Annotated in this window: 13 protein-coding genes; 4 read left to right on the top strand and 9 right to left on the bottom strand. The window is 67.2% G+C overall.

Annotated elements, in window-relative coordinates:
* Window positions 1-44 precede the first annotated feature (44 nt).
* Entirely contained in the window at window positions 45-704 is a 660-nt protein-coding gene (locus tag GQ56_RS0129155) for a M24 family metallopeptidase (protein ID WP_031402018.1), read from the bottom strand.
* Window positions 705-868: 164 nt separating this feature from the next.
* Window positions 869-2032 (bottom strand): porin, encoded by a 1164-nt coding sequence (locus tag GQ56_RS0129150; protein WP_031402017.1) that lies wholly within the window; start codon window positions 2030-2032, stop codon window positions 869-871.
* Between the two features lie 735 nt (window positions 2033-2767).
* Between GQ56_RS0129150 and GQ56_RS0129145 the strand changes: the two genes are divergently transcribed.
* A complete protein-coding gene (locus GQ56_RS0129145) occupies window positions 2768-3358 on the top strand; it encodes a GNAT family N-acetyltransferase (protein WP_031402016.1) in 591 nt (196 codons plus the stop codon).
* 39 nt (window positions 3359-3397) lie between these two features.
* On the opposite strand, the gene tam is transcribed toward GQ56_RS0129145, so the two are convergent.
* Complete coding sequence (tam, locus tag GQ56_RS0129140) at window positions 3398-4183, bottom strand: trans-aconitate 2-methyltransferase (protein ID WP_031402015.1); 786 nt, start codon at window positions 4181-4183, stop codon at window positions 3398-3400.
* A 124-nt stretch (window positions 4184-4307) separates the two neighbouring features.
* Here tam and GQ56_RS0129135 point away from each other — a divergent pair, with 124 nt between their 5' ends.
* The 3 genes from GQ56_RS0129135 (at window position 4308) to GQ56_RS0129125 (ending at window position 7339) form a co-directional block, all read left to right on the top strand.
* Window positions 4308-5204 carry a LysR family transcriptional regulator gene (locus GQ56_RS0129135; RefSeq protein WP_031402014.1) on the top strand — a complete coding sequence of 299 codons (897 nt, stop codon included), beginning with the start codon at window positions 4308-4310 and terminating at the stop codon, window positions 5202-5204.
* Window positions 5205-5342: 138 nt separating this feature from the next.
* Window positions 5343-6626 (top strand): cystathionine gamma-synthase family protein, encoded by a 1284-nt coding sequence (locus GQ56_RS0129130; protein ID WP_031402013.1) that lies wholly within the window; start codon window positions 5343-5345, stop codon window positions 6624-6626.
* A 197-nt stretch (window positions 6627-6823) separates the two neighbouring features.
* A complete protein-coding gene (locus GQ56_RS0129125; RefSeq protein WP_152601896.1) occupies window positions 6824-7339 on the top strand; it encodes a hypothetical protein in 516 nt (171 codons plus the stop codon).
* A gap of 28 nt (window positions 7340-7367) precedes the next feature.
* Here GQ56_RS0129125 and GQ56_RS0129120 read toward each other — a convergent pair whose 3' ends face one another.
* The 6 genes from GQ56_RS0129120 to GQ56_RS0129095 form a co-directional block, all read right to left on the bottom strand.
* Complete coding sequence (locus tag GQ56_RS0129120; protein ID WP_031402011.1) at window positions 7368-7802, bottom strand: GNAT family N-acetyltransferase; 435 nt, start codon at window positions 7800-7802, stop codon at window positions 7368-7370.
* Window positions 7803-7961: 159 nt separating this feature from the next.
* Window positions 7962-8801 (bottom strand): ABC transporter permease subunit, encoded by an 840-nt coding sequence (locus tag GQ56_RS0129115; protein ID WP_031402010.1) that lies wholly within the window; start codon window positions 8799-8801, stop codon window positions 7962-7964.
* Window positions 8798-9784, bottom strand: a complete 987-nt coding sequence (locus GQ56_RS0129110) for an ABC transporter permease subunit (protein ID WP_031402009.1) — start codon at window positions 9782-9784, stop codon at window positions 8798-8800. The genes GQ56_RS0129115 and GQ56_RS0129110 overlap by 4 nt, the downstream gene beginning before the upstream one ends.
* Before the next feature lie 10 nt (window positions 9785-9794).
* The gene (locus GQ56_RS0129105) at window positions 9795-10949 is read right to left on the bottom strand and encodes an ABC transporter ATP-binding protein (protein WP_031402008.1); all 1155 of its coding nucleotides are present in this window, start codon (window positions 10947-10949) and stop codon (window positions 9795-9797) included.
* Between the two features lie 188 nt (window positions 10950-11137).
* Window positions 11138-12256: a polyamine ABC transporter substrate-binding protein gene (locus GQ56_RS0129100; RefSeq protein WP_031402007.1), complete on the bottom strand. Its 1119-nt coding sequence runs from the start codon at window positions 12254-12256 to the stop codon at window positions 11138-11140.
* Between the two features lie 61 nt (window positions 12257-12317).
* Window positions 12318-12765 (bottom strand): aminotransferase class III-fold pyridoxal phosphate-dependent enzyme (locus GQ56_RS0129095; protein ID WP_031402006.1); only part of this gene is annotated, 448 nt, incomplete at its 5' end.

The following is a 12765-nucleotide window of genomic DNA, read 5'->3' as shown; positions in this document are numbered from 1 at the left end:
GCAACGTGCCGCGCCCGGATGCGGTTCGGCCGCGCGGCCCGCGCTTATACGAGCAGGTCCTCGTAGAACGCGCCGAACGGCCGCGTCGGATGCGCGATCTGGATTTCGAGGATCCACAGCCCGGCGGCCGGCACGGCGTCGAAATCGCCGAGGTTGCCGGCCTTGTAGATCGCGTGCGGAAAATCGCTGACGCGGTGCCCCTTGATGTCGACGTTCAGCCGGAAGCCGTGCGCGTCGGCGCGTTGCGCGGCGAATTCGTACAGCGCGATGCCGGCGCAGCCGGTGGTGCGCCAGTGGTGCTCGACCTCGGCGTAGATCGCCTTCGCGGCGTCGGCGCACGCGCGCATGTCGGGGTCGTCGCCGCAGACGAAGGTCGCGCCCGCATCGCCCTCGTGCTTCGCCCATACCGCGCCGAGATCGATGAAGAAGATGTCGTCGTCCGCGAGCACCGGGTCGCCGGTCGAACGCTCGTTGAACTTCTTCAGCGTGTTCTCGCCGAAGCGGACCAGAACCGGATGCCAGATGCGATCCATCCCGAGTTCCCCGAGGACGCGCAGCCCGAGTGCGTTGGCCTCCGATTCCCGCATGCCCGGCCGGACGCCCGCGGCGATCGCGTCGACGGCCTCCCAGGTCATGGTTCTTGCATGCTGCATCGCGTCGAGCGAAAAGGCTTCGCCGACGGCTTCTCGGTGCGTCGAATTCAAGATGGTGCTCCCGTGGGGGTGAAGGTGCGTCGTCCGTCGTTTCGATATATCCGAAAGAATATATCGTTTCGTGAACCGGCGCCGGGTCGCGTTTTCCGTTGCTTCATGGCAAAGCGGGCGCCCCGCCGGGAGCGCCCGCTCATGTTCGCGCCCGGCGCGGCCGATCAGAACTTGTGGCGCAGGCCGATCCGCGTGACGAGCTGCGTGTTCGCGCCGGCGTTGCCGATGAACGACCCCGACGAGCCGATCTCGGCCTGCACCGGCGTCGCGCGCCCGTTGATCGTGTTGCTGCCCGACGCCTTCTGGTACGCCGCGCTCACGTACACGTCCGTGCGCTTCGACAAGGCATAGTCGACCGCGGCATTGACCTGGTGCCACTTGCCGTCATAACGGCCGTCGAGCTTCGAGAACGTGTAGCCGAGCCCGCCGCTCAGCGCCGGCGTGAACGCATAGCGGCCGCCGATTTCGTAGTTGTTCAGCTTCGACGATTCGCCCGACAGCGGCGCGAACTTCGTATGCGTCCAGTTCGCCCACACGAGACCCGCGGCGATCGCGTAGCGCGCGCCGACGCCGACCGTCTCGAGGTCGCGCAGCCCGTACGTGTTGACGTTCGCGATGCTCACGCCGAATGCGGGCGACGCGCCGTTCGGGAAGCGGATGTTCGTGTACGCGGCGCCGATGCCGAACGGCCCTTGCGCGTAGTTCGCGCCGAAGCTGTACGCGCTCGACGAACCCTGCGAGCCGTTCGCGCCGGTCGTGGTCGGCGTGCCCGCGAACTGCGTCGAGTTCGAGAAGCCGTACAGCGCGCCGAACGTGAAGCCCGCGAAGTTCGCGCTCTGGAATTTCACCGCGTTGTTGATGCGGCTCGACGTCAGCTGGTCGAGATCGTTGATGTGATACGCATAGTTGCCGGCCGGCGTCTGGCTGCCCATCGAATAGTTCGCGCCGATGTAGTCGGTCGAGAACGAGTACTGGCGGCCGAACGTCAGCGAGCCGATCCCGTTCTTCGACAGGCCGACGAACGCCTGGCGGCCGAACAGCGCGCCGCCCTGGCCGATCGTGCCGTCGCCGCTGCTGAAGCCGTTTTCGAGCACGAACAGCGCCTTCAGCCCGCCGCCGAGATCCTCGGTGCCGCGAATGCCCCAGCGGCTGCCCGACGCCACGCCGTCGCCGTACTTGACGAGCTTGCCGTGCCCGCCCGTCGCCGCGACCTTGTTCGCATACGTGACGCCCGCGTCGATCAGCCCGTACAGCGTGACGCTGCTTTGCGCTTGCGCAGCAGTGCCGAACATCCCGAGTGCGGCCGCGGCCACGATGGTCTTTTTCATGCTTTTTCCTTTTGTTGTGGGCGCACGCGCCTGCGTCGCGGCAGAGCGCGCGGCGTGTTGACGAAAAACGCTGGACGAACGAACACAAGCCCGGACCGGCAGACGCACCGACCCCTCATGCGTACGCACGATGTTTCGTGTCGATGCCTGGGTGGGCTTGCTGAAGCGGCGTGCCGTCGGGCGGCCGCTCCGGTTGCCGCGTCGCGAAACACGCGCACCGGTTGCGCATGCCGTGACGACGTATTGCTCCGGCGATGCAGGTCAGAATCTCTTCCGGCTTTCGTGGAGCAGATGGACGACGTGACGCCAAGCGGCGTCACGACCTTCGATATATCTGACGAAATATATCGAGTTGTTACCAAACGGTAAACAATTATTCGGGTTCCTGTCGTCTTTCATCCACAGGCGATCGGTGGCGACACCGCAGCGTCGACCCGGCGCACGGTCGGCGCCATCGGGCCGGAGTCGCGCCGAAATCCAGCATAATCAGGCGGTTGACCGCGCCACCCGGCCGGCGCGGGCGTGCCGCAACCGCGTGCGACGCCGTCCGGCTCGCCGCCGGCCCGTGCCCCGTGGCCGACAGCGCAGCCGGACTGTGCCGCTCGCGCTCGCGGCGAATTGTGCAGGTGCGAAACACGAAGAACGGAACAGCATACGATCCGGCGCGCAGCATCGCGCCGACGATCGCGTCACGGGCAAGACCACACCATTTCGCCAGAGGCAGGACATCGACACATGGATCAAGCCGAGCACATCAGCATCGAGCAAGCGGCCGCGCTCACCGGCGACGAACTGGACGGCTGCGACTTCTCGTTCGAGATCGCCTGGACGCTGAATGCGCCCTACCAGGATCTGCTCGACCTGCGCGCACTGCCCGTCTTGCACCAGGATTACGGTTTCGATCCGGCCGGCGGAGACGGCGCTTCACCGGGCAGGACGGCGCTGTTCCGTGCGACCTCGGGCGGCCGGCTCGCCGGCTTCGTGACGATTCGGGAAAGCGGGAACGGCATGGCCGGGATCGCGGCGCTGGCCGTCGAGCGCCGCTGCCGGCGGCACGGCATCGCGCAGCTGCTGCTGGCGGCCGCCGAAGCATGGGCGCGCGGCCATGGATTCGGTTTCATGCGGCTGGAAACGCAGTCGAACAACGTCGCCGCATGCAGTACCTGTGCCCGCTTCGGCTTCGTGCTCGGCGGACACGATCGCCTGCTGTACGCGGACGGCCCGCACGACGGCGAGGTGGCGCTGTTCTGGTACAAGGACCTGCGCGACGGACAGCGCGCAACGAGCCGCACGGTGGACCCGGAATCCCTGCGGCCGCTGCCGTGACGCGGTGCCGCGACGCGGCATCCGCCGCGGGCCGCCGCGTCAGCTCCGCGTCGCCACGATGAACAGGCGCGGGAACGGCAGCAGCACGGTGCCGTCGGCAAGCGCCGGATAGCCGCCCGGCCCCGCGATCGCCGCGCGGTACTGCGCGAGAAACGCCGTGCGCTCGTCGTCGTCGAGCGCCGCGAGGAATGGCCGCAGCGCACTGCCCTTGAACCATTCGACGACCGCGTCGGCGCCGCCGCGCAGCGGGTGATAGTAGGTCGTGCGCCACAGGTCCACGCGCGAGCACAGCGGCGACAGCAGCGCATGGTAGTACCGTGCGTCAAACCGCTCGGTGCGCGCCGCGCCTTTCAGCTTGTCCGCCCACGGCCCTGCCGCGGCGACTTCCCGCATCAGCCGGTGCGCGGGTTCGTCGAGGTTGTCCGGCATCTGCACCGCGAGATGGCCGCCCGGCGCGAGCCGGCCGACGAGCGCCGGAAACAGCGTGTCGTGCGCGGGGACCCACTGCAGCACCGCATTCGCGAGAATCAGGTCGTAGCCGCCGGGATCGGCCCACGTCGCGATGTCCGCGACATCGAAACGCAGGTCCGGCAGGCGCTTGCGCGCGGCGGCGATCATGTCTTCCGACGCATCGATTCCGTGCACCGTTGCATCCGGCGCACGCGCGATCAGCGCCTCCGTCGAATTGCCCGGCCCGCAGCCGATGTCGATCGCCGTGCGAATCGGCGTATCCGGCACGGCGGCCAGCAGGTCGCGGATCGGCCGCGTGCGTTCATCCTCGAATTGCACGTACTGCGCCGCATATCGGTCGAGCGGGGTCGTCATGGTGTTCCTCCTGATCGGCGTGGACGGTGTCGCGGGATGTCGACGGTCGTCGATGCAACGCATTCTGCAATCGGCACGGAGTTCAGTAAAATGAATTTAATATCGTGATTGATTCAAATTCCTGATGAAAATCGATACGCTCGGTGTCCAGGCCTTCGTCGCCATTGCCGACGGCGGCAGCTTCCGGCAGGCAGCCGATACGCTGCACGTCACGCAGACGGCCATCACGCAGCGGCTGCGCAAGCTCGAGACCTTCCTCGGCGTCGCGCTGGTCGAGCGCACCACACGCCGCACGACGCTCACCGAAATCGGCCGGCGGTTCCTGCCGCAAGCGCGCCGGCTGCTGAACGAGCTGTCCGACGCACTCACCGAAATTCGCGAGACCGGCCTGAGCCAGCGCGGCGACGTCACGATCGCCTGCGTGCCGACCGTCGGCGTGCAATACCTGCCGCGCATCCTGCGCGCGTTCTCCGCGCACCGGCCGCACGATCGCGTGAAGATCCTCGATCACGCGTCCGCATCGGTGCGGCAGGCCGTGCTGCATCGCGAGGCCGAGTTCGGCATCGGCATCGCCGGCGACGGGCATCCGGAGCTGGTCGACGTGCCGCTGACGAGCGATCCGTACGTGCTGGCGTGCCGCGACGATCATCCGCTCGCGAAGCGGCGACGCGTTCGCTGGGTCGCGCTGCAGCCGCATCCGCTGATCTTCGCCGGCGAAGTGAGCGGCAATCGCGGGCTGCTCGACGGCGCGCTGAAGACGAGCGGCGTCGAGCTGCATTCGTTTTACGAAGTGCAGCGCAGCTCGACCGCGCTCGGGCTCGTCGCGGAAGGGCTCGGCGCGGCCGTGGTACCGAGGCTCGCGATCCAGAAGAACGCATATCCGATGATCCGCACGATCGGGCTCGTCGAGCCGTCCGTGTCGCGCACGCTCGTGCTCGTCACGCGCCGGCATGCGCAGCTGTCGCCGGCCGCCCGTGCGCTGTACGACATGATTGCCGAACAGGCATCGCCCGCGCGATAGCGTCCCGGGCTCGCCGCGCGGCGGCACCTTCGGGTAGTATCCCCACTCGCGGTCAAGACGGCCGGCGCCTACCCGGCGCCGCACCCGCCCTGCCGTCGCTGCACGGCCGTTCCTCACCACCCCTGCACGGAGCACTGCATGGCCTATCGCAACTATCACAAGCGCAAGATTGCAGACCGGGAACTTCATCCCGAAACCCAGATGATGTCCTACGGCTACGATCCGTTCCTGTCGGAAGGATCGGTGAAGCCGCCCGTGTTCCTGACGTCCACCTTCGCGTTCCGCACGGCCGAGGACGGCGCCGAATTCTTCGACGTCGTGGCCGGACGCAAGCCGTCGCCCGAAGGCGAAGGCGCGGGCCTCGTCTACAGCCGCTTCAATCATCCGAACCTGGAGATCGTCGAGGATCGCCTCGCGCTGCTCGACGATTCCGAAGCCGCCGTCGTGACGTCGAGCGGCATGTCCGCGATCGCCGCGATCCTGCTGACGTTCCTGCGGCCGGGCGACTGCGTCGTCCAGTCGGTGCCGCTCTACGGCGGCACCGAAACGCTGATCTCGAAGTTCCTGCCCGAGTGGGGCATCCGCTCCGAAGTGATCGCCGACGGGCTGTCCACCGGCGCGATCCGCACCGCGCTCGAGGCGGCCGCGCAAAAGGGCAACGTGCGGATGTGCTACATCGAGACGCCCGCCAACCCGACCAACGCGCTGTTCGACCTCGAAGGGCTGCGCAGCGAGATCGACGCGTTCGAGGCGCGCCACGGCTACCGCCCGCTGTCGGTCTGCGACAACACGCTGCTCGGGCCGCTGTACCAGAAGCCGTCGCGGCAGGGCATCGACCTGAGCGTGTACTCGCTGACGAAATACATCGGCGGGCACAGCGACCTCGTCGCCGGCGGCGTCACGGGCAGCCGCGAGCTGATCACGCGGATCCGCTCGATCCGCAGCGCGCTCGGCTCGCAACTCGACCCGCATTCGTCGTGGATGATCACGCGCTCGATGGAAACGCTCGTGCTGCGCATGCAGCAGGCCGCGCGCAGCGGCAGCGCCGTCGCCCGCTGGCTCGCCGACAACCCGCATCGTCCGGTGCGCGTGCTGCACCCCGAACTCATCGACGATCCGGCCTACCAGGCCGTCTATCGGCGCCAGTGCAGCGGGCCCGGCTCGACGTTCGCGTTCATCCTCGACGGCGGCCGCGAACAGGCGTTCCGGTTCATCAACCACCTGACGCTCTTCAAGTCGGCCGTCAGCCTCGGCGGCACGGAGTCGCTGATCTGCCATCCGGCATCGACGACGCATTCGGGCGTGCCGGCCGACGCCCGCGCCGCGGCCGGCGTATCGGAAGGGCTGATTCGCGTGTCGGTCGGGCTCGAACATCCGGACGACCTGATCGCCGACCTGTCGTACGCGCTCGAGCACTGCTGACGCGCCCGGCGCGCCTCCGTGCCGGCTCGCACGGAGCGCGCGCCGGCCGGCGCGACCGGCAACCGGCAACGCCCTGCGCGCCGGGATGCCGGCGCTCGGGCCGCGCCATCCTGCTTGCGCGAACAGGGAGTCGCACCATGGACATCGAGCGGCATCGATACGCGATCACCGATCCGCAGGGCACGCCGCTCGCGACGATGACGATCGGGCAGGCGATCGACCGGGCGGCCGGGCTGCCCGAGCGCTACTGCACGGGCCGCATATGCGTCGAACTCGAATATGAATCGACATCGTTCGGCACGACCACCCGGGTCAGGAAATTCCCGCTGGATGCAACGTGGTTTCCCGTCGACGATGCGTCGTTCAAGATGCGCGTCGGCGACTTCTCCTTGCCGCCGGAATTGTGCTGCCGGGGCATCGGCACGCTGTGCTGGTCGAAGATCCACGAAACGCTTCCCCGTCCGCCACGCGATGCCCTGATCCTCACCGGCGCACTCAGCAGCAAGGATGCCAAGCTCACCGGCATGATCCGCGGGACGATGCAGACGATCGACAACCTGCGTCGCCGGAACGACTTCTGGCTCCGCATGCTGGCCCCGGGAACGCAGGTACTCCAGTCCGACCGGAACGGCGACGGGTCCTTCAGCGGCCGCTTCGTCGACCCGGCCCGTCACGCGAATGATCCGAAGAAGGCGATCGCCACGAAAATCTGACCGCGCGATGCGGGCCGGCCGATCCGCGTCAGAGCACCTTCACCATGAATACGCGCGACGTCCCGTCGGGCTCGCACGGCACTTCGCCGAACGCTTCGTAGCCGTGCTTCCGGTAGAAATCCGGCGCCTGGAACGAGATGGTGTAGAGCACCGCGCGCGCGCATCCGCGTCGTTTCGCCTCCGCTTCGGCCTCGCGCAGCAACCGGCTGCCGAAGCCGCCGCCGCGCAGCGCCTCGGGCAGGTAGAACAGTTCGATGAAGAACAGACCGAGCGAGGTGCGGCCGGTCAGGCCGCCGAGGATGTCGCCGGTCGCGGGATCGGTGACGTACACGTCGAGCGCGGACGCATCGTCCCGCCCCGTCATCGCATGGTTGAATTCGCCGAGCTTGCGACCGATGAAGTCGCGCGCGGCCGGCTGCTCGGTGTCGGTGAGCCGGAAAGATACGTCGGGTTGCGTCGTCATGAGGCGGGGGCGATCGAGACAGGGAACCGCCGGGCGTGCACCGCCCGGGCCGGGAATCGTATGACTATAACGCGTCGCCCGGCAGGCCGGGGCGGAGTGCCCGCCGCGGCCCGCGTCACCTGTCTCGCACGCAATGCCCGTGCGTGCCGGCCCCCGCGCTCACGCCATCGCGAAGGCCGCCTTCATGTCGGCCATGCGGCGGCGTTCGCGCGCGATCATCATCCGGTTCACGACGATCACGCCGATCGTCACCGCCGTGATGAACAGCGTCGCCAGCGCGTTCATCTCCGGGTTCAGCCCCAGCCGCACGCGCGAGAACACCACCAGCGGCAGCGTCGTCGAGCCCGGCCCCGACAGGAACGCCGACAGCACCAGGTCGTCGATCGACAGCGTGAACGACAGCAGCCACCCCGACAGCAGCGCCTGCGAGATCAGCGGCAGCGTCACCACGAAGAACACCTTCAGCGGCGTCGCCCCCAGATCCAGCGCCGCTTCCTCCAGCGACTTGTTCATCTCCTTCACGCGCGACTGCACGATGATCGCCACGTACGACACGCACAGCATCACGTGGCCGATCCAGATCGTCACCATCCCGCGCCCCTTCGGCCAGCCGAACATCTGCTCCAGCGCAACGAACAGCAGCAGCAGCGAGATCCCCTGGATCACCTCCGGAATCACCAGCGGCGCGTTGATCATCCCCGTGTACAGCGTGAAGCCCCGGAAGCGGCCGAAGCGCGCCAGCACGAAGCCCGCCCACGTGCCGATCACGACCGACGCCGTCGCCGTCAGCAGCCCGATCTTCAGCGACAGCCACGCGGCCGTCAGCAGCTCGTCGTCGTCCAGCAGCGCGCTGTACCACTTCAGCGAGAAGCCCGACCACACCGTCACCAGCTTCGACTCGTTGAACGAGTACACCACCAGGCTGATGATCGGGATGTACAGGAACAGGAAGCCGAAGGCGAGGACGCCCGTCGACAGCGGTTTGCTCGGCTTGATCATTTCGCTTCCTCCAGTTCCTTGACCTGGTAGTACTGGAACAGCGCCATCGGCACCAGCAGCAGCATCACCATCGCGACCGTCACCGCGGACGCCATCGGCCAGTCCATGTTGTTGAAGAACTCGTCCCACATCACGCGGCCGATCATCAGCGTGTCCGCGCCGCCCAGCAGCTCCGGAATCACGTACTCGCCCACCGCCGGAATGAACACCAGCAGGCTGCCGGCGATGATCCCGTTCTTCGACAGCGGCAGCGTGATCCGCGTGAACGCGACCCACGGCTTCGCGCCCAGGTCGTACGCGGCCTCGAGCAGCGTGAGGTCCATCTTCACGAGGTGCGCGTACAGCGGCATCACCATGAACGGCAGGTACGAATAGACCATCCCGATGTAGACGCCCGCATCGCTGTGGTACAGCCGCAGCGGCGTGTGGATGATGCCGAGCGCGATCAGCGTGTGGTTCAGCAGGCCGTCGTCCTTCAGGATCCCGATCCATGCGTACACGCGGATCAGGAACGACGTCCAGAACGGCAGCATCACGGCCATCATCAGCACGTTGCGCCGGTTCGGCTCGGCGCGCGCGATGTAGTACGCCATCGGATAGCCGATCAGGAGGCACAGCACCGTCGACACGGCGGCCATCTTCAGCGAGCTGAGGTAGGTCGCGATGTACAGGTCGTCCTGCAGCAGGAACGCGTAGTGCGACAGCTGCAGCGCGAAGTGCACGATGCCGTCCTTGACCTCGACGAGCGACGTGTACGGCGGGATGCCCATCACCTGGTCGGCGAAGCTGATCTTCAGCACCAGCACGAACGGCAGCGCGAAGAAGATCGTGAGCCACAGGAACGGCACGCCGATCGCGACGCCGCGCCCCGACGGCAGCAGGCGCGACAGCGCGGCGAAGCGGCTTGCGCGCGCGCGGCCGGCGCCGGCGCCCGCGGCGCCGGTCGACACCGGCGAGGACGGAGTGGAAGCGGAGGTTCTCATCGCGTCGTCCTCACTGCGTCAGCACGACGCCGCTGGCGGGCGACCACGACACGAACACGTCGTCGTTCCACGCCGGCGCGCCGTCGTTCATCAGGTGCGAGCTCGACAGGTTCGACACGACCGTCTTGCCGCTGGGCAGGCGCACGTGGTACAGCGAGTAGCTGCCCATGTACGCGATGTCGGTCACGACGCCGCGCGCCCAGTTGTGTTTCGAGCCGGGCTTCTCGCGCGACACGTGCACGCGCTCCGGGCGCACCGAGATGCCCACCGGCATCCCGAGCGGGCCGGTCACGCCGTGGCTCACGTACATGCGCGCCTCGAGATCGTCGCTCTCGACGAAGATGTGGTCGGGCTCGTCCTCGACCACGCGGCCCTCGAACAGGTTGGTCGAGCCGATGAACTCGGCCGAGAAGCGGCTGTTCGGGTATTCGTAGACTTCGCCGGGCGTGCCGATCTGCACGATCTTGCCCTCGCTCATCACCGCGAGGCGGCTGGCCATCGTCATCGCCTCTTCCTGGTCGTGCGTGACCATCACGCAGGTCACGTCGACCTTCTCGATGATGTTCACGAGTTCGAGCTGGGTCTTCTGGCGGATCTTCTTGTCGAGCGCCGACATCGGTTCGTCGAGCAGCAGCAGCTTCGGGCGCTTGACCAGCGAGCGGGCCAGCGCGACGCGCTGCTGCTGGCCGCCGGAGAGCTGGTGCGGCTTGCGCTTCGCGTACTTGCTCATCTGCACGAGCGCGAGCGCGTCGGCCACGCGTTCCTTGATCTCGTTCTTCGGTGTGCCCTCCTGCTTCAGGCCGAACGCGACGTTCGATTCGACCGTCATGTGCGGGAACAGCGCGTAGGACTGGAACATCATGTTCACCGGGCGGCGGTACGGCGGCAGCGACGCGAGATCCTCGCCGTCGACGAAGATCCGGCCGGAGGTGGCCGTCTCGAGCCCGGCGAGCATGCGCAGCAGCGTCGACTTGCCGCAGCCCGAGCTGCCGAGCAGCGCGAACAGCTCGTTCTTGGCGATCGTCAGGTTCACGTTGTCGACGGCCGTGCTGTCGCCGAATTTCTTCACGACGTTCTCGATGCGCACGAAGGCGTCGTTTTGCGTACGGGCCGCGGGGGCCGGCTGGGTCTGTCGTGCAGCAGCGGAAGAGGGTATCGATTGCATGGGATTCACCATTCGTTCTTCACGGATTGCAGGCGTGAGCGTCCCCGCGCGAGGCGCACAACGCGACTCGCGGACGACGGCTCGTGCCGGATGGAACAGTGCGCGCGGCGCGCGCGGGCGGACGCGGGTCCGCGGATCTCAGGCGGGCAGGCGTGCAGCGCGGCCTGCGCCGCCGGATGGCGCCGCGATCAGTGGCCGGTCTTCAACTGGGCCCACAGGCGGTTCTGGAGGCGCAGGATGTCGGCCGGCATCGGCTTCATCAGCACCATCTTCTTCAGCACGTCTTCGGGCGGATAGACGGTCGGGTCCTGCGCGACCGACGGCGTGACGAACGGGTGCGCGGCCTTGTTCGCGGTCGGATAGAACACCGTGTTGGTGATCGCCGCGTTGACCTTCGGATCGGACACGTAGTTGATCCACTTCAGCGCGGCCTCGGGGTGCGGCGCATCCTTCGGGATGACCATCACGTCGAACCACAGCAGGCCGCCTTCCTTCGGGTTCGCGAACTTGATCTCGTAGCTGCGCTTCGCTTCCGACGAGCGGCGGTGCGCGATGCCGACGTCGCCCGACCAGCCGAGCGCGACGCATACGTCGTTGTTCGCGAGGTCGTTGATGTAGCCGGACGAGTTGAACTGGGTGATGTACGGGCGGACTTTCTTCAGGACTTCGAATGCTGCCTGGTAGTCGGCCGGGTTGGTGCTGTTCGGGTTCTTGCCCATGTACTGCAGCGTGGCGGCGAACACGTCGACGGCCTGGTCGAGGAACGACACGCCGCAGCCCTTCAGCTTTTCCATGTTGGCCGGGTCGAACACCAGCGCCCAGCTGTCGACCGGCGCCTTGTCGCCGAGCGCCTTCTTCACGGCCTCCACGTTGTAGCCGATGCCGTCCGTGCCGTAGGCCCAGGGGACGCCGTACTGGTTGCCCGGATCGGCGTCGGCGATCATCTTCATCAGCAGCGGGTCGAGGTTCGCGAGGTTCGGCAGCTTCGACTTGTCGAGCTTCTGGTACACGCCGGCCTGGATCTGCTTGGCCATGTAGTTCGACGTCGGCACGACGATGTCGTAGCCCGAGCTGCCGGCCAGCAGCTTGGCCTGCAGCGTGTCGTCGCTGTCGTAGTTGTCGTACTTGACGTGGATGCCCGTCTGTTTCTGGAAGTTCGGGATCGTGTCCGGCGCGATGTAGTCGGACCAGTTGTAGACGTTCAACTCGTCGGCCGCGTGTGCCGTCGGGCTGGCGACCGACGTGAACGCGGCCGTCGCGGCAAGGGCGGCGGCAGAACAGGCTTGGCGAAAGAAGCGAGCACGCATGGTGGAGTTCCCCTGGTAAAGGCGGCATGCGGCGCCCGCCGCACGCCTGTAGGCAAGACCGTTACGAAATGCCCAGTTGCTGGGCGGTTGCGTCGACTGCTTTCTTCGCCTTCGACACGAGTTCATCGATTTCCTGGCGCGAGATCACGAGCGGCGGCGACAGCAGCATCCGGTCCCCCGTCGCGCGCATGATCAGGTTGCCGTTGAAGCAGAAGTCGCGGCAGATCGTGCCGACGTCGCCGCCGTTCGCGAAGCGGCGGCGTTCGGCCGGCGACTCGGCGAGCTGCAGGCTCGCGACGAGGCCGTGGCCGTGCACCTCGCCGACGATCGGATGACGCGCGAACGTTTCGCGCATCAGTGCCTGGAAGTACGGGCCCGTGTCGGTCTTCACGCGTTCGACGATCCCGTCGTCGCGCAAAAGCTTCAGGTTCGCGACCGCGACGGCCGCCGCCACCGGGTGCCCCGAGTACGTGAGGCCGTGGTTGAATTCGCCGTTGTCGATGATCGGC

Origin of the sequence: Burkholderia paludis (assembly GCF_000732615.1) — a bacterium.
GTDB classification, from domain to species: domain Bacteria; phylum Pseudomonadota; class Gammaproteobacteria; order Burkholderiales; family Burkholderiaceae; genus Burkholderia; species Burkholderia paludis.
The sequence above is the reverse complement of the archived record's forward strand: the minus strand, read 5'-3'. Positions and strand labels throughout refer to the sequence as shown.